Here is a 20,969-nt window from a genome sequence, read left to right on the forward strand (position 1 = left end):
ACTTGCGTACTACGACCGAAAAACCCAGAGTGTGGTGCGGATAGACTAAAAGTGTTACCTATGTTCCCGGTCTGATCTGTCACCTATGTATCCGGTCATACAAAAGCGCTACCCGGCAATATGCCCCATAAGAAAACCCGCCGAAGCGGGTTTTTTGTTATTTGCTGGTATCCAGCTCATCGAAGCTCTTGACCAGATCGTCAATTGCTTTGATCTGTTTCAGGAACGGCTCCAGCTTATCCAGCGGCAGCGCAGATGGGCCGTCGCATTTTGCGTTATCCGGATCCGGGTGCGCTTCAATGAACAGGCCAGCCAGGCCGGTTGCCATACCGGCGCGCGCCAGTTCGGTCACCTGAGCACGACGGCCGCCGGACGCAGCGCCAAACGGGTCGCGGCACTGCAGCGCGTGGGTCACGTCGAAAATCACCGGAGACTGATTAGAGACGTTTTTCATCACGCTGAAGCCCAGCATATCCACAACCAGATTGTCATAACCGAAGTTGGAACCACGGTCGCACAGGATAACCTTGTCGTTGCCACCTTCGATAAACTTATCGACGATGTTGCCCATCTGACCCGGGCTCACGAACTGTGGTTTTTTCACGTTGATCACGGCACCGGTTTTCGCCATCGCGGCAACCAGGTCGGTCTGGCGAGCCAGGAACGCCGGGAGCTGAATCACGTCAACCACGTCTGCCACCGGCTGCGCCTGAGCGGCTTCATGCACGTCGGTGATCACTTTCACGCCAAAGGTCTGCTTCAGCTCCTGGAAAATCTTCATCCCTTCTTCCAGGCCCGGGCCACGGTAAGAGTTGATGGAGGAGCGGTTGGCTTTGTCAAAAGAGGCTTTAAACACGTACGGGATGCCCAGCTTCTGGGTCACGGTCACGTAGTGCTCGCAGATACGCATGGCGAGGTCGCGGGATTCCAGCACGTTCATGCCGCCAAACAGCACGAACGGCAGGTCGTTTGCTACCTTGATATCACCAATGCTAACCACTTTTTGTTTCATAGGATCGCCTTATTCAGGTGTGAATCGGAATTAAGATTAATGCAGTGTAATTTGCTTGTGCGAGATCGCGTTGATCTGCGCACGAATCATTTCGCTAATAGGATCTTCCGGACACTGCTCGACGAAATAGCTCAGATCGTTCAGCGCCACGTGCTCACAATCGAGCTGGGCATAGATCAACCCACGGTCGCGAATTTCGTACGGGTCTTCCGGATTAAACTGCAGCAGCACTTCGCTGGCGCGCAGGGCCAGCTCCATCTGACGCTCTTCCATTAACGCAGACTTCAGCGTATCCAGCAGCTTGCGGATCACTTCTGCGTTATCCGCCTCGTCGAGATCTTCGTTGAAGAGCTCAGCCACCGGGCTGATATTGCCTTTCAGCCACACGTCCAGCGTATGTTCATCCAGCGTATCGCCGTTGAAGGGATTAATGAGCCACATCTCACCGTCCAGCCACTCCGCACGCAGGATCATCTGCGTCGGAAAAATGACCGGCACCAGTGGAATATCCAGGCGATGCGCAACCCAAAGCAAAATAGAACCTAGCGCAACGGCGCTCCCCTGACGATTTTTTAAGACCTGGTCCAGCCATAATGCGTCAGACAGGCGATACACGCCCCGCGTGTCGCAGAAACCCCATTCGCCGTAGAAAAGCTCAAGCAGCTTCTCTAATTGCCAGTCCTGCGGGCGCGCCTGATTGATCTCTTCACGCGCCAGGCAGACCAGATTCTCCAGCTCATCGTAGACGTACTGCGACGTAAAATCGTCGCGGATCATCTCAGAAATCAGGATCATGCCATCGCAAAGCGGCACTTTATTAAATTCGAAATCGGCTAAGGACTTCATGACTTACCCCAGTAACGACCGAGCGTAAAGCGACGCCCGGGCGAGATAAAACTCAAAACGATGTAGATGATAACGCCAAACCGCCTTTCAGTCAGCCTTACGCCTTTATCAGTACCTGCGCTCATAACCACTGCCCCAGCGTCAGGCGTTCGTTGCCGCCGTAGTCGCGGCAGGTTTTGACACCTGCGTAGCCCGCCTGGGTAAAGAGCGCCCGCACGGCTTCCCCCTGCGTCCAGCCATGCTCCACCAGCAGCCAGCCGCCGGAAAGCAAATGTTGTCGTGACGTTGTCACAATGTGTTCAAGGTCGGCTAAACCCTCCCTGGCGGCGACCAGCGCCGTCAGCGGTTCGAAGCGCACATCCCCCTGCGCAAGGTGCGGGTCATGCTCGTCAATATAGGGCGGGTTACTGACAATCACTCCGAACGTCTGCTTCTCCAGCGCGCTGAACCAGCTGCTTTGCAGCACCGTCACGTTGGTCAGTCCAAGACGTTCCACGTTACGCTGCGCCAGCGCCACCGCGTCGGGCATCACATCCACCGCCGTGACCGCGCAGTCGGGCCGTTCAGTAGCGAGCGCCAGGGCGATGGCCCCGGTCCCCGTTCCGAGATCGAGAATGCGGCAGGACGATACGGGTAAGCGCGCCAGCGCCTGTTCAACCAGACACTCGGTGTCGGGGCGCGGGATCAGCGTCGCCGCCGAGACGTAAAGCGGTAACGACCAGAACTCGCGCTCGCCGACCAGGTGCGCCACCGGCTCGCCGGTTTTACGGCGGGCAAGCAGCGCGGCGAGCCGGGCTTCCTGTTCCGCGGTCAGTTCGGTTTCGCCGAAGGCCAGCAGGTACGTGCGGGCTTTACCCGTCACATGCTCAAGCAAAATTTCGGCATCGCGCTTCGGGCTTTCGCTTTCGGAAAGCTCACTGGCAGCCTCACGTAACCAGCGCTGAAAATCCATTATTCCTGCTCGGACAGTGCCGCCAGCTGGTCGGCCTGGTATTCCTGCACGATAGGCTCAATCAGCATATCCAGCTTGCCTTCCATTACTTCGTCCAGACGGTACAGCGTCAGGTTGATGCGGTGGTCAGTCACGCGCCCCTGCGGGAAGTTGTAGGTGCGGTTACGGTCGCTGCGATCGCCGCTGCCCAGCAGGTTACGACGCGTAGACGCTTCCGCCTGCTGGCGTTTCGCCATTTCGGCCGCGTGGATACGTGCGCCCAGCACGGAGAGCGCTTTGGCTTTGTTTTTGTGCTGGGAACGCTCGTCCTGACACTCCACCACGATGCCGGTCGGCAGGTGGGTAATACGGATGGCGGAGTCGGTGGTGTTAACGTGCTGACCACCCGCCCCGGAGGAGCGGAAGGTATCAATACGCAGGTCAGCAGGGTTGATGTCCGGCAGCTCCGCTTCCGGCAGCTCCGGCATCACCGCCACCGTACAGGCGGAGGTGTGGATTCGGCCCTGAGATTCGGTGGCCGGTACGCGCTGCACGCGGTGACCGCCGGATTCAAACTTGAGACGACCGTACACGCCGTCGCCGCTGATCTTGGCGATAACCTCTTTGTAGCCACCGTGTTCGCCTTCGTTGGCGCTCATGATCTCCACGCGCCAGCGACGCGACTCGGCGTAGCGGCTGTACATGCGGAACAGATCCCCGGCAAACAGCGCCGCTTCGTCCCCGCCGGTCCCGGCGCGGACTTCCACGAACGCGTTGCGTTCGTCGTCCGGATCTTTTGGCAGCAACAGCACCTGAAGCTGCTGCTCCATCTCCTCAGAACGCGCTTTCGCATCCTGCAACTCTTCCTGCGCCATCTCGCGCATTTCAGGATCGTCGAGCATCATCTGCGCGGTTTCGATATCTTCCTGAACCTGTCGCCAGTCGGTAAAGCATTTAGAAACATCACTTAACTGCGCGTATTCACGTGAAAGTGCGCGAAAACGTTCCTGGTCCGCAATGGTCCCGGCATCCCCGAGCAGCGCCTGGACTTCTTCATGGCGCTCGTGCAGAGCTTCCAGTTTAGCGACGATAGAAGGCTTCATAGGCGTAAGTGCACCTTGTCTTAGAAAATGGGTATAGGGCGCTATTCCAGCCCGAGGCTGTTGCGCAGAATAGTCAGGCGTTCATCATCCCCGTCACGGGCAGCCTGCTGAAGAGATTTGGTTGGGGCATGGATCAGGCGGTTGGTCAGTTTCCACGCCAGATCCTGCATAATAGCCTGCGCGTCGCCGCCCTGCTCCAGGGCCGCTAACGCTTTGGCAGTCAGGTCATCACGCACCTGCTCCGCCTGCCCGCGGTACTCGCGGATGGTCTCGCTGACGCTTTGCGCGCGCAGCCAGGCCATAAACTCACTGGTTTCCTGCTCGACAATGGTTTCCGCCTGCACCGCCGCCGCTTTACGCTGCGCGAGGTTGTGCGAAATGATGCTTTGCAGGTCATCTACGCTGTAAAGATAGGCGTTAGCCAGCTTGCCGACTTCTGGCTCAACGTCGCGCGGGACGGCGATATCCACCAGCAGCATCGGCTGATTACGGCGGGACTTCAGCGCACGCTCCACCATCCCTTTGCCGATAATCGGCAGCGGGCTGGCGGTCGAACTGATAATAATGTCCGCCTCCTTCAGGCGTTCATCGATGTCGCTCAGGGCAACCACCTCTGCCCCCACTTCATCCGCCAGCACCTGCGCGCGTTCGCGGGTGCGGTTAGCGATAATCATCTTTTTCACTTTATGCTCGCGCAGATGGCGCGCCACAAGTTCGATGGTTTCGCCCGCGCCCACCAGCATCACGGTGACGGTAGAAAGGGATTCAAAGATTTGGCGTGCAAGGGTGCAGGCCGCGAAAGCAACAGAAACCGCACTGGCACCAATGTCGGTTTCGGTTCGCACACGCTTCGCCACGGAGAATGACTTCTGGAACATGCGCTCCAGCTCGCTGGCCTTCAGATGCCCTTTTTGCGAATCCGCAAAGGCTTTTTTCACCTGACCGAGAATTTGTGGCTCGCCCAGAACCAGCGAATCCAGCCCGCTCGCCACGCGCATCAGATGGCTGACGGCATCGTTGTCCTGATGCCAGTACAGGCTGTTGCGCAGCTCGTCTTCATTGAGATTGTGGTAGTCGCATAACCAGCGGATCAGCGCGTCGTGCAGGTTGTCCTGCTCTTCCACGCTTAAATAGAGCTCGGTACGGTTGCACGTCGAGAGCACCACGCCACCCTGCACCATCGGCTGTGCAAGCAGGCTATCCAGCGCCAGGTCGAGCGTATCTGGCGAAAACGTTACGCGTTCTCGCAGCGAAACCGGGGCTGTTTTGTGGTTGATACCGAGTGCTAATAGGGTCATGTTGAGCGGGAGTAGTACCAGCGTTAATAAGGTTAGCAGAACGCATCATACAGGATGCGCGAGATCAATAAAAGAGACAGCCCCCTTTCGGAGTAATAGGTTACACAACGCTTTGAGATAATTTGAACGTAGACGGTAGCCCCCTTCGACGCTAGCATTAACAGTTATAACTGCAACGTATCTCAAGGATTTGTCCTCATTATGACCCGACTGATTCGCCTGCTGCCCCTGGCGGCACTGGTTCTGACCGCGTGTACCGTCACCCAACCAAAAGGCCCGGGCAAAAGCCCTGATTCACCCCAGTGGCGTCAGCACCAGCAGGACGTCCGTAATTTGAGCCAGTACCAGACCCGCGGCGCCTTCGCCTATCTCTCTGATGAGCAAAAAGTGTATGCCCGTTTCTTCTGGCAGCAGACGGGTCAGGACAACTATCGCCTGCTGCTGCTGAACCCGCTGGGCAGCACCGAGCTGGAGCTTATCGCGAAACCGGGCGAAGCGCAGATCACCGATAACAAAGGCCAGCACTACACCGCAACCGATGCCGAAGAGATGATTGGCAAGCTGACCGGAATGCCTATCCCGCTCAACAGCCTGCGCCAGTGGATCCTTGGCCTGCCGGGTGACGCCACCGACTATACGCTTGACGATCAGTATCGTCTGAGCCAGGTGAACTACACCCAGAACGGCAAGACCTGGAAAGTGGTGTACAGCGACTATGACAGCAAGAGTAAACCGTCGCTGCCATCCAACATGGAACTGACCCAGGGCAGCCAGCGCATCAAGCTGAAAATGGACAACTGGATCGTTAAATGATGACCCACTGGCCCTCTCCGGCAAAACTGAATCTGTTTTTATACATTACCGGCCAGCGCGCTGACGGCTATCACACCCTGCAGACGCTGTTTCAGTTTATTGACTATGGCGACACAATTTCTATCGAACTGCGCCAGGACGGGCAGATTTGCCTCCTGACGCCGGTCGACGGCGTGGCGCATGAGGACAACCTGATTGTGCGCGCTGCGCGTCTGCTGATGAACGCTGCAGCGGAATCGGGTCGTCTGCCTGCGGGAAGCGGTGCGGACATCCATATCGAGAAGCGTCTGCCGATGGGCGGCGGCCTGGGCGGCGGCTCATCCAACGCCGCTACCGTGCTGGTTGCCCTGAACCACCTTTGGGGCTGCGGGCTGTCGCAGGACGAACTGGCCGTCTTAGGCTTGAGGCTGGGTGCGGATGTCCCGGTGTTTGTGCGCGGTCATGCGGCCTTTGCTGAGGGCGTGGGCGAAATCCTCTCCCCGGTCAACCCGCCGGAAAAATGGTATCTGGTTGCTCACCCCGGCGTGAGCATTCCGACCCCGGTCATCTTTAAAGATCCTGACCTGAAAAGAAATACCCCGATTCGGTCAATAGAAACGTTATTAAATTGTGAATTCAGCAACGATTGCGAGGATATCGCAAGAAAACGTTTTCGCGAGGTTGATGCGGTGCTTTCCTGGCTGTTAGAATACGCGCCGTCGCGCCTGACTGGTACAGGGGCCTGTGTCTTTGCTGAATTTGACACCGAATCCGCCGCTCGTCAGGTGCTTGAGCAAGCGCCGGTTTGGCTGCATGGTTTTGTAGCGCGTGGGATGAACATTTCCCCCCTACAGCAGGCCATTCTGGCGCAGACTGAGTTTCGGTGACAACGTCACCCTGTTCCAGACGTTGCATCGCGCTCTTTAATACACCGCCTGGATAGCCTTTGCCTGGCCCGCACAGTTTACGGCGAACGCTATCCACCACTGGACGCATGCCTGAGGTTCTTCTCGTGCCTGATATGAAGCTTTTTGCTGGTAACGCCACCCCGGAACTAGCACAACGTATTGCCAACCGCCTGTACACTTCCCTCGGCGACGCCGCTGTAGGTCGCTTTAGCGACGGCGAAGTCAGCGTACAAATTAACGAAAATGTACGCGGTGGTGATATTTTCATCATCCAGTCCACCTGTGCTCCAACGAACGACAACCTGATGGAACTGGTTGTTATGGTCGACGCCCTGCGTCGCGCTTCCGCAGGCCGTATCACTGCTGTAATCCCTTACTTCGGCTATGCCCGCCAGGACCGTCGCGTCCGTTCCGCGCGTGTGCCAATTACCGCGAAAGTTGTCGCTGACTTCCTGTCCAGCGTTGGCGTTGACCGCGTACTGACCGTTGACCTGCACGCAGAGCAGATCCAGGGCTTCTTCGACGTCCCGGTTGATAACGTATTCGGCAGCCCAATCCTGCTGGAAGACATGCTGCAGCTGAACCTGGATAACCCAATCGTGGTTTCTCCGGACATCGGCGGCGTGGTACGTGCCCGTGCTATCGCTAAGCTGCTGAACGACACCGACATGGCGATCATCGACAAACGTCGTCCGCGCGCTAACGTTTCTCAGGTGATGCACATCATCGGTGACGTGGCTGGCCGCGACTGCGTGCTGGTTGACGATATGATCGATACCGGCGGTACGCTGTGTAAAGCGGCTGAAGCGCTGAAAGAGCGTGGTGCCAAGCGCGTATTCGCTTACGCGACCCACCCGATCTTCTCCGGCAATGCCGTAAACAACCTGCGCAACTCCGTCATTGACGAAGTTGTAGTATGCGATACCATCCCACTGAGCGACGAGATCAAGGCACTGCCAAACGTGCGTACCCTGACCCTGTCCGGGATGCTGGCCGAAGCGATTCGTCGTATCAGCAACGAAGAATCCATCTCTGCAATGTTCGAACACTAATCGAACACGGCCGAAAAACCCGCTGCGGCGGGTTTTTTTGTCTCTGGGTTTTATTTGTATGATTAATGCCTCCTTCACCTGCCATTCACATGACAGATGATGCGCATACGGATGATAGATAATTGTGAAAAACGTAGCCTCCTCACATGTTCTGCCCTTTCGCGCCCTCATCGACGCCTGCTGGAAAGAGAAGTACACCTCGTCACGTTTTATCCGTGACCTGATTGCCGGGATCACCGTCGGCATTATCGCGATTCCGCTGGCGATGGCGCTGGCGATTGGCAGCGGCGTTGCGCCGCAGTACGGCCTGTACACCTCAGCCGTGGCCGGGATCGTCATCGCTCTGACCGGCGGCTCGCGCTTCAGCGTCTCCGGCCCGACTGCCGCCTTTGTGGTGATCCTCTACCCGGTTTCACAGCAGTTTGGTCTGGCAGGCCTGCTGGTCGCCACCCTGATGTCCGGCGTCTTTTTGATTCTGTTTGGTCTGGCCCGCTTTGGGCGGCTGATTGAGTACATCCCCCTTTCCGTCACGCTGGGGTTCACCTCGGGGATTGGGATCACCATCGGAACCATGCAGATCAAGGATTTCCTCGGCCTGCAAATGCCCCATGTTCCGGAGCACTATTTACAGAAAGTGGGTGCGCTGTTTATGGCGCTTCCGACGGCCAACCTGGGCGATGCCGCCATCGGGATTGTGACGCTGGGCACGCTGATCGTCTGGCCTCGTCTTGGCATTCGACTGCCGGGCCATCTGCCCGCGCTGCTGCTGGGCTGCGCGGTGATGGCCATCGTCAATATGTTCGGCGGCCATGTCGCCACTATCGGCTCGCAGTTCCACTATGTTCTTGCGGACGGTTCGCAGGGGAGCGGCATTCCGCAGCTGCTGCCGCAGCTGGTGCTGCCGTGGGATATGCCCGGATCCAGCTTTACCTTAAGCTGGGATTCCCTGCGCGCCCTGCTTCCCGCCGCGTTCTCGATGGCGATGCTGGGGGCGATTGAATCCCTGCTCTGCGCCGTCGTTCTGGACGGGATGACCGGCACCAAGCACAAAGCCAACAGCGAGCTGGTTGGTCAGGGGTTAGGGAACCTCATCGCACCGTTCTTTGGTGGTATTACCGCCACGGCAGCCATCGCCCGTTCTGCGGCAAACGTGCGCGCGGGTGCAACGTCACCCGTTTCGGCAGTTATCCACTCCCTGCTGGTGATCCTCGCCCTGCTGATCCTCGCCCCGCTGCTCTCCTGGCTACCGCTTTCCGCCATGGCCGCCCTGCTGCTGATGGTGGCCTGGAACATGAGTGAGGCGCACAAGGTGGTAAACCTGCTGCGTCGGGCACCGAAAGACGACATCATCGTGATGCTGATCTGCATGTCGCTGACCGTGCTGTTCGATATGGTTATCGCCATCAGCGTCGGGATCGTGCTGGCTTCCCTGCTGTTTATGCGCCGTATTGCGCAAATGACGCGCCTCTCCCCGGTTAACGTGGAGGTGCCTGACGATGTGCTGGTTCTGCGCGTGATTGGCCCGCTGTTCTTCGCCGCGGCGGAAGGTCTGTTCAGCGATCTGGAGTCTCGCATCGCGGGCAAACGGGTTGTGGTGCTAAAATGGGATGCCGTACCGGTGCTGGATGCGGGCGGCCTGGACGCCTTCCAGCGCTTTGTGAAACGTCTGCCTGAAGGCTGTGAGCTGCGGGTGAGTAACCTCGAATTCCAGCCCCTGCGCACCATGGCGCGTGCAGGCGTGCAGCCGATCCCTGGCCGCCTTGCTTTTTATCCTAACCGTGAAGCCGCGTTAGCGGATCTGTGAGCCGCCTGATGCAGAGAAACGTCTCTGCATCATCACCCCGATCGCCTGCTGGAGCCATGCAAGCACGGCAGGCGTCATCCAGGTTCCCTTCATCAGATGCGGCTCCTGCTGCATGGCCGTGCGAAACTTTTGCTGGGTCTCCGGGTTGGTGCCCGCGTACGACTGGAACAGCGCCAGCCAGTTTTCGGCAAGCTTTTGGGCATCGTCAGAGGCGGGGTCGAGATTTTCCCGCTGCGCCTGATGCAGCTTCGCCACCAGCGGCGGCCACTCCATCATGCGATCAAAGTAGTGCTTCCGCGTAAAGGCCATCTCTTCGGGAGTAAGGTACTTCTCCCATATACTGAGCTTGGATTCCGCAAACGCGCGCGTAATGTAATCCGTCATCTCCGGCGTGATGCCGGTTTGCGCCTGCATCTGTGGCTCTACGCTGTGCATCTCGTTCAGCCGGGTAAGAAACTCCGGTTTGCCCGCCGTGTCCTGCTCCAGGCGCTCTATCCAGCGCGTCGCCAGGTCCTTCGCCCTCTCGTCCGTAACGGGTATATGGTGCTCCAGCAGCGCGTTGGCCTCTGCCACCAGCCCTGACCAGATAGCCGACAGCGCGTCCTTCTGCACCGCAAACGGCAGCTGCTGTAACTCTTCTTTGCTAAACCAGCGATCGTACATATTCATTAACTCCAGAGTCTGTAGCCAGGATTCCAGGTCCGGCGTCGCATCGTCGAGAAGCCCGGTACGCAGTTCGACCAGCCGGTCGCGCAGCGTATGTATGCTGCGCAGCTGTTTATCCAGCAGCGTGATTTGCGCATCGAGTAACTCGGTTAACGACAGCGACTCCTGTTCAAGGAAATCCCTGATTTCAGCAAGTTCCAGCCCCGCTTTTGCCAGCGCCTGGATCATATGCAGGCGCTGAACATCCGCCAGGTTGTAAAGCCGGTAACCTGCCGCGCTTCTGGCAGAAGGCAGCAACACTCCTGTTTGCTCATAGTGATGCAATGTGCGTACGGTGATACCGGCCCGTTTCGCCAGCTCCCCCACCTGAATCAACATAACTGCTCCTTTTCTTTGCCAGTGCCGCCACTCTGGCGCCTTACGTTACGTGAGGGTCAACCCTTGATGCAAAAAAAAACGACTCCCAGGGAGTCGTTTCGGTATTCTTTCGTCTTGGCACTAGCTGTGCTTATGCTGATCTCGACGGCAGCGTTTGTCGTAGTGGCGCACCCACCAGTATTTATCGCAGACTTCCTCATGTCCGCTCACGCGCGCGCCGGCGAGCCACAATACCGCACCGAGGAAGATGCTCAGTACCGCGCCATGCGCGAAGTATTGCGGAAGATCAAGCTGCGGCAGCTGGTTTAATATGGAATAACCTACGCCGACGACCATCACAAACAGCCCCAAACCCATCAGCACGTTACCGAGTAGCGAAGCGTTTTTGCGTTTCATGTGTCACCTCCGGAACTTTGGGTTGTCAGGGGAAAAGCCCCTAATCCTTGTGTGTAAAGTATAGACAACGCTCCTTTTATGAGTTGCGTGAATGATCACAATTACAGATAACGCCCACACAAAAGTTTACAAATAACACGTTGAACAGCTTGAAATTCTAATTGTTCAGGTAAGTAATTATTCGTATTTCGCTGAGACGATCGCAGAATTTTGTCAAGCGGCGCGCCAGACAGTAAACTACGCGCCAGATCTGGAACCCATTAGGAATTGAATCGTGACGATTAAACTGATTGTCGGCCTCGCCAACCCGGGCGCAGAATATGCGGCTACCCGCCACAATGCCGGGGCATGGTACGTCGATCTGCTGGCCGAGCGGTTACGTGCTCCCCTGCGTGAAGAACCTAAATTCTTCGGGTATACCTCACGTATCAACCTTGCTGGCGCGGATGTTCGCCTGCTGGTCCCCACCACGTTTATGAATCTGAGCGGTAAAGCCGTGGCGGCGATGGCAACGTTTTATCGCATCAATCCGGATGAAATTCTGGTCGCCCACGATGAGCTGGATCTTCCCCCTGGCGTGGCAAAATTCAAGCTGGGCGGCGGGCACGGTGGTCACAACGGTCTTAAAGACATCATCAGCAAGCTGGGCAATAACCCGAATTTCCACCGTTTGCGCGTGGGAATCGGCCATCCGGGCGATAAAAACAAAGTTGTCGGTTTCGTGCTCGGTAAGCCACCGGTTTCTGAGCAGAAACTGATTGACGAAGCGGTAGACGAAGCGGCGCGCTGCACGGAAATCTGGCTGCAAGACGGCTTAACCAAAGCGACAAACCGCTTACACGCTTTCAAAGCGCAATAATCCGCCCGATACGGCTTTTTTACCGCGCGTCATGCGGGTTACGTGTATAATAGGCGTAGTTATTTACTTTTCATCAGTCGGTTATCGTTAACGGATTGATTATCAAGATATTAAGGTGATTTAGAAATGGGATTCAAATGCGGTATCGTCGGTCTGCCAAACGTGGGCAAATCCACCCTGTTTAACGCGCTTACAAAAGCGGGTATCGAAGCGGCGAACTTCCCGTTCTGTACCATCGAACCGAACACCGGCGTTGTGCCAATGCCTGATCCGCGTCTGGACCAGCTCGCGGAAATCGTGAAGCCGCAGCGCATTCTGCCAACCACCATGGAATTCGTGGACATCGCGGGCCTGGTAAAAGGCGCATCCAAAGGCGAAGGTCTGGGTAACCAGTTCCTGACCAACATTCGTGAAACTGAAGCGATCGGCCACGTTGTGCGCTGCTTCGAGAACGACAACATCATTCACGTAGCGGGTAAAGTAAACCCGGCTGAAGATATTGATGTCATCAACACCGAGCTGGCGCTGTCGGATCTTGATACCTGCGAGCGTGCGATCCACCGTATCTCCAAGAAAGCCAAAGGTGGCGATAAAGATGCCAAAGCCGAGTTGGCGGTGCTGGAAAAATGTCTGCCACAGCTGGAAAACGCGGGCATGCTGCGTTCTCTGGATCTGAGCAAAGACGAGAAAGAGCTTATCCGCTACCTGAGCTTCCTGACGCTGAAGCCAACCATGTACATTGCCAACGTGAACGAGGACGGTTTTGAAAATAACCCGTACCTCGATCAGGTGCGTGCTATCGCCGAGAAAGAAGGTTCTGTCGTGGTTCCGGTTTGTGCCGCAGTAGAAGCCGATATCGCCGAACTGGATGACGAAGAGCGTGACGAATTTATGGCAGAACTGGGCCTGGAAGAGCCTGGGCTGAATCGCGTTATCCGTGCTGGTTATGCCCTGCTCAACCTGCAAACCTACTTCACCGCTGGCGTGAAAGAAGTGCGTGCCTGGACCATCCCTGTGGGTGCAACTGCGCCTCAGGCTGCGGGTAAAATCCACACCGACTTCGAGAAAGGCTTTATTCGTGCGCAGACCATCGCGTTTGAAGATTTCATCACCTACAAGGGTGAGCAAGGCGCGAAAGAAGCCGGCAAGATGCGTGCAGAAGGGAAAGAATACATTGTTAAAGATGGCGATGTGATGAACTTCCTGTTCAACGTCTGAGTCGTCTTGAATGAAAAAAAACCACGCCCTGGCGTGGTTTTTTTATTGCGGGGTCAAAACACATTGTCTAAGAGTTCTGTTTTCATGCTGGGTTCAAAAGGAATGATTTCAGCCGTCGCGAGCTTTAACCTCTGAAAAGGATCCTCGCGTAATCGCTCTTCAAGAGAGGCAAGACTCTCACATTTCGCGAGAATGACCCCACCGATTCTCGGCACCCGTCTTCCGGATGCGAGGAAAATTCCCTCTGCATACCCTTTTTTTAGCCACTCGACATGCGCAGGTATTGCTGCGTCAATCTCTTCGAGTGGTTTGATATAGGTTAAAATGACAATATAAACCGTGCTCATCCTTTGCCTCTCAGCTGTGTTTTTAGCCGTTTGTTGGAATTGCTTATGCAGTTCCTCTGTTGCCATCGGGTATCGTTATCATTTTGGGCACATTTGATCTTAATATGCAGGGCCCGATCGAGACAACGCGTTATTCTTCATATTCCACGAATAGAACCAGTCATGCCAGCCGTTTTGCTTTACCACATAGCTACAGGCCACAATCACTTCCTTTGACTGGTTGAAAGTTAAGTAATAGAAAATAGAGCCTTCAGGAGGTGCAGACCAAAATAATTTTTCGCCCTGAGCATTGAAGATGGTCAAAACGGTTGGTAATGGCTTTGGTTGGCTTAACGCAAAGACTAACTGGCGTGTTGAGTCGACCATTGCAGAGTCTAAAAATGGCATACTAACCATTATGTTACGTTCACCACACGCCCACTGAAGCAGGTCATTTTCTTTAATACAAATGAGATTTTCAATCATCGGTAAACCTCAACTTTTAAAGCTTGATCTGTTTCATATCACCTTCAAAAAGCCCCACAAGATATACCCGGTATCGGGCTGGTTGCACTTCTTTATACGTTAATACAGTAGAAAATTCCTTTACACACTTTGAACATGTATTTTTCGAAACATATAATTGGCTTTCATCGTAGATATACTTCTTATGTTCACTAACAAACTTCACACCTCGCATTTTCTTAACCAAAAAGTCTTTCGCCTCTTCAGAGAGCGAGTCAAATTCATATGAGTTTACGATAGAATAGATTATTACTCCCTCGCATTCAGGGCATGCTATTTCTGCGCCAGAATCTAAAAAGTCATTATCTATGCCATCCAGGACTAGTACCTTCTTTTTCAGTCGATTAGTTATTTTCATTTTCTATAACCTTTTAATTTTATTAATAAATAAGATGAGAACCGAATGAGGGATTTTATTAATCTATAATGTCATTCAGTCAAACATTCCATTCGATATAAATTCCACAGTCGAAGCTTTTTTCATTAGACTGTACAATAATGCTTCCCCACTCATGATGCCACTGAGTTCCGTATGGAGGCGTACTAATTTTAAGCTTAGGGCGCGAAGTTATTTCACTCTCTACCCAAGCTGTCAAGCGCTGTTCTTCTTCAGATAAATTACGCAAATTGGCTCTTTTATCCCAATTCCATAAAGTTTTATAAAAATCCCCATTCTTACTGGTAAAGAATATGGAAGGAGAAAAAGAAAACACAGAAGGCCTCAGTTCTAATATGAAAGTTTGATCTTTCCAATCGATATTATCAATAGAGAAATAATAAGAGCCTATTGTATTCAACGGAGAGAATAACATGTAAAATTCGGAGTTTTTAAAAGTCTCAACATCCTTTAACTCGAGGGGGCAATTGTTAATAGCCACAAAGCCACTATTAATATCAAAATTCATTTCTAACATATCTAAACCACCTTGTCTGGAAGTGACTACATTATATTCCAGGTTAAATATATCCCGTGATTAAATGATTTTATCTCATATGAGACAGAAATCCGCCCCCATTCAAAGCGCCACCTAATCATGTCTGTTTCCGTGGTATCAGGCGTGTCCAGATTGAGTGATTCTCTTAGCCAATCAGATAAGCTTTTCACTGATTCATTTAGCATGTGAATATTAGCTCGCGCATTCCAGTCATTTAATGCGTTATAATACTGACTGTTTTTATCAACAAGATGAAGCATAAAAGGAAAACCATAGCACACCGGGCGTATAGTAACTTGAAATTCTTTGTCGAAAAACGCTACTGAGTCAACAAGGTAGTGATTCGGCATGGTTTTATTTACAGCTTTTCGCTTGATTAATTCGTGGTATAAACCACTCTTACAAAAGCCTTCTTCAGTATCAATTCCCAAAGGAAGATCATCAAATGTCAGATCACCGGCAATCGGATTTAAATTGAATTCAATCATGCTCCCCTGCATTACTTTTGACTGTCTAACAAGATCTTAATGATATAGTCGACTTAACATGATAACAACCATATAACGATAATTTTCCGTATAAAATCACATTTGTTATAACATTTACAATAATATCCATATAGCAATAAAGTCTTATTGCCAATGGTGTAATAAGTCAATCCACATTTCTTTTTCCCCAGCGATAACTTTTATGCCATCTTTATTTTGTTTTACATACTGCATGTATGTTTCATAAATAGCTCTTATCATCACTGTTTTTTCAGAGCGAGATCCTTCAATCAAAGTCATTATTTTTTCTAAATAAATTGATGAATTCACTCTTTCTTTGAAAAAAAATGAGGTAATCGGGTACTTCGTTATAAGAATCGTAATTCATGACAGGCTTCTCTGAGCTCTTATTCAGATTTATTTTAGCACATCCAATTTTTGGTTGCGCCTAAAACAGTGTTTCCATTTAACAAAGGAGTCATGTATGCAAGCGTCAATTGATACTGGAACGCTACGCATGGAGATTCTGGTTGGTTTGTACACCAGTTTAAGCAATAAAAATTAATCATTTTCTATGTCAGGAGGAGGAGTCGTAATGCCAAGAACATCTCGCCCAAATCGAATTTCTTCGTTGGTTTTCTTTTTTAATTTAAGGATTATTACACCCAGTAGAGTATTGTTTTTATCTGAATAAATTTTAAAGGAAAATGACTTAGTTCGGATATTAATTACTAAGACAGTTTCTTCATCATAGTTTTCAAGAGCAATAATTAATTCATCAAGACCTTCTACCTTCACCCCTGTAAGTTTTGTATTATTTTTATGCGCTTTCATTATTCGCAACTCATCTTGAGTATTGTTTATAAATGATGCACATTGAAGATTATTCTTTTTATTTAAAGAAGAACTATATTCATCCGGTATTTTTTCTCGCGCATACTCAATAAGGTCATCATCATTTATCATGGTAAATTCGCCTCAACGTAGCCTCTTAGAAGTGCTTTCAGAATGATTTCATGTTCCTTCATTCGTCAAAAGAAGACTCCCACGACCACGAATCACCTTGTAAAGGAGTCTATTGAAAGTGCAGTGTCTATATCTGATCCACGCGACCGCGCTGTCGTCTCTCTTCATTTCTGTACCTCAGAGTAATCGGCCAGTTCAAAAAATACCGAAACTCATTGTCGTGCAACCCTGCCGGTGCATCATCGTCGTCAATACGCGGCAATGAGCGATCGAGACGGTAGAATTCATCGCGTGCGCTCAACAGCCCTGCGTGCGGAAGGGAAAAATTGCATCGTTAAAGATGGCGACATAATGATCGCCTTCTTTACGTCTGATTCTTTATAAATTAATCATCTTTGGTTAGCTTTAAATTTAAAAAACACCTTCTTTAAGAGGATGATTTTTTATTCCACTCTAGGGATCGTCTAGCAAAAACTTAGCTGCAACAGTTTCTTTTGTCGGTACGAGCGTGAAATTATAATAAATTTCATCTCCTTCACAAACTTCATAAAATAGTGAATAAGTTTTATCATTTAATCCTAAGCTTAAATCAAATTTTTCAGTTGCTGAAGCTACTTGTAATTTATGTTGTTCCGTAACAAAAAATGGCACAACGATGCAGCGCTGAGAATTCTCATCTAAATTGAAAGATTGTTCTACTTTAATATTCACGTTTGCAACAAATGCATCATCTGGCAATGGATCAAATATTACATAATCCTTATGAAGTACAGCACCTTGTGAAATATTTCCTTTCCCCCACTGACTCAGTTTCTCATCATAGTCTCGGGATCGTAACAATATTTGACTATGCGAAATCAGTAGATTAACTATTTGTATGTTTTTATTGTTCATTACCTTACCTCAATTTTTATTCTCGTTACACCTGACTGCTCTGATAAAAACGTTACCAATATTACACCCTGCACCACAGTTACTGCTCTTTGATATCCGTCATCTCTTGCCAGTTTTGCTTATAAAAATTTATTGCCATATATTGAACAACTGCCTCCATATCTCCTGTTCCTCATGAGCAAGGACTCTATAATCTTGAGTCTTTCGTCTATATACCATAAAGCATGAGTCTATAGATCGAATAGAAACCGTTTTTTCTTTTCGACAACCCTCTAAAATAGATTGCATATCCTGGAGGCAATTATAATCAAGAATATATTTTTGAAAAAATAATTCCAGAAAATCCAATGCTTCATAATAAGATTGCAAATTTATCATAGTTCCTCTGAGAAAATATCAATCTTGTCGTAATTAATAACTCTATTTTCAGCATGCAGCTGTTGAACACTACCCTGGTCGTATTCAGGGTATGAACTGTGAAGCTACAGACAACATTTACTTCCTTTGACTTTTTCAATTTTAAGTAAAAAAACGCCTTCAGCCGGTAAAACAAAAGTATTTTTTCTCCCTGTACTTTGAAGATTATCAAAATGGTTGATTAGTGCTCTCCAGGATTTATTTTATGAGGAATTATCTTTCCTCTATATGGTATGTATTTCTATTACTCCAGTAAATAATTTTATATTTACCAAATTTGATGTTTTGTTCTTTATAATACTCTATTACTTCAGATGGATACCAACCAGGTCCAAATAAAAAAAGAGCACCTTCGTCAACTAACAGTCTTATTATTCTTTGTTTATTCTGTTCGTCAATTACAGGTATAACCATAAACTCATCTTTTAATGAAAAACCTATCGCCTGCATTTTTTTAATTAAACCACTTCCCAAAACACGTATTTTTATACTAGTCCCAGCCACATCAATAACAACAATTGAATTATCTGGCATCTTATTCAATATACATTTACCCTTATTAATTGTAGTGAATATATTGCTAACATTCAATGGCTTCTTATGAAAGATCTTCTTCTGTTACCAATCCATTAACAAAGATGGAAAATGAATTTGTCAGATATCTTTGAAGTTTTATGTGATTCTCTTGCATAGTCAAATACTCATCAAAAGAATCTGTAGCAAAGTATACAATTGAGTAATTATCTAAATCCAGACAGAAGAAATTCCCTCCCCAATCATTTGCGAAGGGAAAAAGGTTTTTTGGGATCACTTGCCTATCCAACATACTGACATAGCAACCATCAATTAAAGATCTAGGGTCATCATTTGTCTGACTATTATAAATAAACGGTTTAAACCCAGCCACCTCTACTGGTTCAAAATCTTCATCATCGGCCCACCAACTTTTCTCAGGAGTGCCACCATTAAATTGCAGATAATGTGAAATGAAATCATCAGGAAGAATAATAGATAATTCTTCTTCATTTTTAGCAATATCTGCACGTCCAATCTTTTTTTCACAGTTACTGAAATGATTCATATATTATTTGGCCAGATGATCAAAAAAATCGCGAATTTATTTAAGGTGTTTATGAGCTGTTGCTGTATGAAAATTAGCTTAGGAAGCCCGCCTCCCCTGATGATCAAATATTTATCAGAACATTGTCGACAAGCTCAAAGCCTGAAACCCCCATTGTTGTGTAATTTGGATATTCAGCAACAGGTAAACGCCTGATCTCGTCCTCCCCATCATATAAGCCGCCAGCATGATTAAATATTTTTAATTCTTTTTTTTCTTCAGTAAGATTAGCGTGGCCAATAATTTTCCAAATGCCTTTGCTAATATTCTGATTGCCAGTGAAAACAACCTTCATCTCTTTGCCAAACTTTTCAAAAGATAAAGGTCTCAGTAAACTGTTATCTTCAAGCTCCTCCGTATTCTGTATTGATAAAATGCAGAAACCTATTGCTTGCTTAAACTTTTCTTTTGGAGCAAATACAATCTGGCAAATCGCAAATTTCCCATTACTCATCGGAATGACAAAGATGTCACCCTCTTTGTATTTTACTTTCATAAGCTATTACCTTTCAGAATTGATAACGCATCTTTCAATACTTTTCCACCCCAATTACTGTTATGACCCGCAATATCATATGTGCTAGCATTTAGGTTATAAGGACTAAATGATCTGATTTTATTTATGAGATTTTTTAAGGAGATCAATGACTTAGCTCCACCATTAAGAACCATAATCCTTTGTACCAGGAATTTAATTTCCGCTTTGGTCAAATTATTATCTAATATAATCAACTGTTGCAAATGTGATTTACCCGGTGTATTCGCATGGCTATTCAAACGAGCGGGAGCTTCCCCACGTCCTCCATAGATAATATTCTTTTCATCGTGAAGGGTTATCGTCCCGCTCTTCCCACACCAGGTTATTGCGGCAATCGTAATCCAGGCAGAGGGACCAGCGGCGCAGCGCTGGGTGTGGAAGGGGAAGATTATATCATTAAAAAATGCGATGTGATAAACTACTTTTCAATATATGATTTGTTTTGAACAAATTAACGATTTGACGTGAATTTTTCAATGTTCTGAACTAGATGATTAATAAATCAAACATTATAGCCTAAATATGCTATTACTTTCTTTATCCATGTCCAGACTTCCTAACGCTCCAAGATCTAAAGAATAAATCTCATCAGTACCTTTACGCAAATTCAAAAAGTATCCCAAATCACCATCTTGACCAATCAATAAAACGTCAGGCTCCACCGATTGAATTGTGTATGTATTATTTCTTTCAAGCAAGTCAAAACAATTGAAAACATAAAGCTGTCCACCATTTGCTCGTTGAATTTCATAAGAGTAGCTATCTTTGACGTTCTCAATCATAAAGCGCTTATATTCAGAAGGTAAAGACGTGTGTATAATCTTTTCAACTTCATTTAACTGATCAATTAAATCTTGCTTTTCCATATCGGCTTACCTATAAATGAATAAATCCTATATTAGGATAAATATTATCTCCATTAGGTTCACATTTATTGATGAATTAGTTGTAATTATTAATAAGGGCAATTATTGTTTCTTTCCTGAAACTAACCAGTCATTAATTGCATAATAAAAAATGGAATAAAAACCCAATTTTTCTTATCAATGCTCTATATATTCAGTGCAATGGTTAAAGATTGATAGAATCTTTATTTATAAACACCAAGCTCTTCAGATCATGAAATTAATTCATCTTGTAAGGAGCCTTGTACTTCATCGCCGTCATATTCAAGTTTAAAATCCCCATCAATATTTGGAGGGAAACGTGAACCATCGATTGTTCCGAGAACAGTAAAAGTTGTATCTACAATGACCAACCTAAGGAAATTGAAAATTTTCTCCTGTTCTTCTGGGGATAGTTTATGAATTACACTTCTTGCCCGCGAATAAGGATCTTCATCACCATTTGACTTGGATAAATCAGATAGATTATCAATATAATAATTTAGCGTATCGCCTAAAAGCTCGGCAAGTAATGATCTCACAACTAACTCATCTTTATTCACATTATCTCCTACAATTACTTTTACCTTTAGGTTTTGATTTTCTCATTTCA

27 protein-coding genes are annotated in these 20,969 nt (G+C 49.0%); 7 read left to right on the forward strand and 20 right to left on the reverse strand.

Annotated features, from left to right (window positions below; genetic code table 11):
* Positions 1-157 precede the first annotated feature (157 nt).
* The 5 genes from kdsA to hemA all read right to left on the reverse strand — a co-directional run bounded on the left by kdsA (position 158) and on the right by hemA (position 5,190).
* A complete protein-coding gene (gene kdsA, locus N6P30_RS06055; RefSeq protein WP_008499516.1) occupies positions 158-1,012 on the reverse strand; it encodes a 3-deoxy-8-phosphooctulonate synthase in 855 nt (284 codons plus the stop codon).
* Positions 1,013-1,048: 36 nt separating this feature from the next.
* Positions 1,049-1,858, reverse strand: coding sequence for an invasion regulator SirB1 (sirB1, locus tag N6P30_RS06060; protein WP_023292212.1), 810 nt, complete (start codon positions 1,856-1,858; stop codon positions 1,049-1,051).
* 121 nt (positions 1,859-1,979) lie between these two features.
* Complete coding sequence (gene prmC / locus N6P30_RS06065) at positions 1,980-2,810, reverse strand: peptide chain release factor N(5)-glutamine methyltransferase (protein ID WP_023292211.1); 831 nt, start codon at positions 2,808-2,810, stop codon at positions 1,980-1,982.
* Entirely contained in the window at positions 2,810-3,892 is a 1,083-nt protein-coding gene (gene prfA, locus N6P30_RS06070; protein WP_021240360.1) for a peptide chain release factor 1, read from the reverse strand. Before prfA ends, prmC begins: the two co-directional genes overlap by 1 nt.
* A gap of 41 nt (positions 3,893-3,933) precedes the next feature.
* Positions 3,934-5,190, reverse strand: a complete 1,257-nt coding sequence (gene hemA, locus N6P30_RS06075; RefSeq protein ID WP_021240361.1) for a glutamyl-tRNA reductase — start codon at positions 5,188-5,190, stop codon at positions 3,934-3,936.
* Positions 5,191-5,391: 201 nt separating this feature from the next.
* Between hemA and lolB the strand changes: the two genes are divergently transcribed.
* From lolB to dauA, 4 genes are all read left to right on the forward strand, one after another.
* Complete coding sequence (lolB, locus tag N6P30_RS06080) at positions 5,392-6,003, forward strand: lipoprotein insertase outer membrane protein LolB (RefSeq protein WP_008499511.1); 612 nt, start codon at positions 5,392-5,394, stop codon at positions 6,001-6,003.
* The gene (gene ispE / locus N6P30_RS06085; protein ID WP_023292210.1) at positions 6,000-6,869 is read left to right on the forward strand and encodes a 4-(cytidine 5'-diphospho)-2-C-methyl-D-erythritol kinase; all 870 of its coding nucleotides are present in this window, start codon (positions 6,000-6,002) and stop codon (positions 6,867-6,869) included. The genes lolB and ispE overlap by 4 nt, the downstream gene beginning before the upstream one ends.
* Before the next feature lie 125 nt (positions 6,870-6,994).
* Entirely contained in the window at positions 6,995-7,942 is a 948-nt protein-coding gene (gene prs, locus N6P30_RS06090) for a ribose-phosphate diphosphokinase (RefSeq protein WP_003856663.1), read from the forward strand.
* A 124-nt stretch (positions 7,943-8,066) separates the two neighbouring features.
* The gene (gene dauA, locus N6P30_RS06095; protein WP_023292209.1) at positions 8,067-9,746 is read left to right on the forward strand and encodes a C4-dicarboxylic acid transporter DauA; all 1,680 of its coding nucleotides are present in this window, start codon (positions 8,067-8,069) and stop codon (positions 9,744-9,746) included.
* Here the strand turns inward: dauA and N6P30_RS06100 are convergent.
* Together N6P30_RS06100 and ychH are read right to left on the reverse strand one after the other, a co-directional pair.
* Entirely contained in the window at positions 9,732-10,790 is a 1,059-nt protein-coding gene (locus tag N6P30_RS06100; protein ID WP_260629934.1) for a MerR family transcriptional regulator, read from the reverse strand. The genes dauA and N6P30_RS06100 overlap by 15 nt on opposite strands.
* 120 nt (positions 10,791-10,910) lie before the next feature.
* Positions 10,911-11,186: a stress-induced protein YchH gene (gene ychH, locus N6P30_RS06105; RefSeq protein ID WP_008499505.1), complete on the reverse strand. Its 276-nt coding sequence runs from the start codon at positions 11,184-11,186 to the stop codon at positions 10,911-10,913.
* Between the two features lie 274 nt (positions 11,187-11,460).
* Between ychH and pth the strand changes: the two genes are divergently transcribed.
* Together pth and ychF are read left to right on the forward strand one after the other, a co-directional pair.
* Positions 11,461-12,045, forward strand: a complete 585-nt coding sequence (pth, locus tag N6P30_RS06110; protein ID WP_008499504.1) for an aminoacyl-tRNA hydrolase — start codon at positions 11,461-11,463, stop codon at positions 12,043-12,045.
* A 126-nt stretch (positions 12,046-12,171) separates the two neighbouring features.
* Entirely contained in the window at positions 12,172-13,263 is a 1,092-nt protein-coding gene (gene ychF, locus N6P30_RS06115; protein ID WP_020690896.1) for a redox-regulated ATPase YchF, read from the forward strand.
* A gap of 53 nt (positions 13,264-13,316) precedes the next feature.
* Here ychF and N6P30_RS06120 read toward each other — a convergent pair whose 3' ends face one another.
* The 11 genes from N6P30_RS06120 to N6P30_RS06170 form a co-directional block, all read right to left on the reverse strand.
* Positions 13,317-13,610, reverse strand: a complete 294-nt coding sequence (locus N6P30_RS06120) for a YciI family protein (RefSeq protein WP_023292207.1) — start codon at positions 13,608-13,610, stop codon at positions 13,317-13,319.
* A 99-nt stretch (positions 13,611-13,709) separates the two neighbouring features.
* Positions 13,710-14,075: a hypothetical protein gene (locus N6P30_RS06125; RefSeq protein WP_023292206.1), complete on the reverse strand. Its 366-nt coding sequence runs from the start codon at positions 14,073-14,075 to the stop codon at positions 13,710-13,712.
* A gap of 16 nt (positions 14,076-14,091) precedes the next feature.
* Positions 14,092-14,472, reverse strand: a complete 381-nt coding sequence (locus N6P30_RS06130; RefSeq protein WP_023292205.1) for a hypothetical protein — start codon at positions 14,470-14,472, stop codon at positions 14,092-14,094.
* A 79-nt stretch (positions 14,473-14,551) separates the two neighbouring features.
* A complete protein-coding gene (locus N6P30_RS06135) occupies positions 14,552-15,028 on the reverse strand; it encodes a hypothetical protein (protein ID WP_023292204.1) in 477 nt (158 codons plus the stop codon).
* 26 nt (positions 15,029-15,054) lie between these two features.
* The gene (locus tag N6P30_RS06140; protein ID WP_023292203.1) at positions 15,055-15,537 is read right to left on the reverse strand and encodes a hypothetical protein; all 483 of its coding nucleotides are present in this window, start codon (positions 15,535-15,537) and stop codon (positions 15,055-15,057) included.
* A gap of 144 nt (positions 15,538-15,681) precedes the next feature.
* Positions 15,682-15,867: a hypothetical protein gene (locus tag N6P30_RS06145; RefSeq protein ID WP_225828827.1), complete on the reverse strand. Its 186-nt coding sequence runs from the start codon at positions 15,865-15,867 to the stop codon at positions 15,682-15,684.
* A gap of 231 nt (positions 15,868-16,098) precedes the next feature.
* The gene (locus tag N6P30_RS06150; RefSeq protein WP_032635753.1) at positions 16,099-16,503 is read right to left on the reverse strand and encodes a hypothetical protein; all 405 of its coding nucleotides are present in this window, start codon (positions 16,501-16,503) and stop codon (positions 16,099-16,101) included.
* Between the two features lie 453 nt (positions 16,504-16,956).
* Positions 16,957-17,397, reverse strand: a complete 441-nt coding sequence (gene comJ, locus N6P30_RS06155; protein ID WP_045371132.1) for a competence protein ComJ — start codon at positions 17,395-17,397, stop codon at positions 16,957-16,959.
* A 630-nt stretch (positions 17,398-18,027) separates the two neighbouring features.
* Entirely contained in the window at positions 18,028-18,348 is a 321-nt protein-coding gene (locus N6P30_RS06160; RefSeq protein WP_065366037.1) for a hypothetical protein, read from the reverse strand.
* A 64-nt stretch (positions 18,349-18,412) separates the two neighbouring features.
* On the reverse strand, positions 18,413-18,895 hold the full coding sequence (locus tag N6P30_RS06165) for an SMI1/KNR4 family protein (protein WP_023292200.1): 483 nt from the start codon (positions 18,893-18,895) through the stop codon (positions 18,413-18,415).
* 103 nt (positions 18,896-18,998) lie between these two features.
* The gene (locus tag N6P30_RS06170) at positions 18,999-19,430 is read right to left on the reverse strand and encodes an immunity 26/phosphotriesterase HocA family protein (protein WP_023292199.1); all 432 of its coding nucleotides are present in this window, start codon (positions 19,428-19,430) and stop codon (positions 18,999-19,001) included.
* 269 nt (positions 19,431-19,699) lie between these two features.
* On the opposite strand from N6P30_RS06170, the gene N6P30_RS06175 reads away from it, so the two are divergent.
* Positions 19,700-19,918 carry a hypothetical protein gene (locus N6P30_RS06175; RefSeq protein WP_145975203.1) on the forward strand — a complete coding sequence of 73 codons (219 nt, stop codon included), beginning with the start codon at positions 19,700-19,702 and terminating at the stop codon, positions 19,916-19,918.
* A gap of 63 nt (positions 19,919-19,981) precedes the next feature.
* On the opposite strand, the gene N6P30_RS06180 is transcribed toward N6P30_RS06175, so the two are convergent.
* Both N6P30_RS06180 and N6P30_RS06185 read right to left on the reverse strand, forming a co-directional pair.
* Positions 19,982-20,338, reverse strand: a complete 357-nt coding sequence (locus N6P30_RS06180) for an SMI1/KNR4 family protein (RefSeq protein ID WP_023292198.1) — start codon at positions 20,336-20,338, stop codon at positions 19,982-19,984.
* 251 nt (positions 20,339-20,589) lie between these two features.
* Positions 20,590-20,919, reverse strand: a complete 330-nt coding sequence (locus N6P30_RS06185; RefSeq protein ID WP_023292197.1) for a hypothetical protein — start codon at positions 20,917-20,919, stop codon at positions 20,590-20,592.
* Between the last annotated feature and the right edge of the window lie 50 nt (positions 20,920-20,969).

It is taken from the genome of Enterobacter sp. PL1 (genome assembly GCF_945957325.1).
Taxonomy (GTDB): Bacteria; Pseudomonadota; Gammaproteobacteria; order Enterobacterales; family Enterobacteriaceae; genus Enterobacter; species Enterobacter roggenkampii.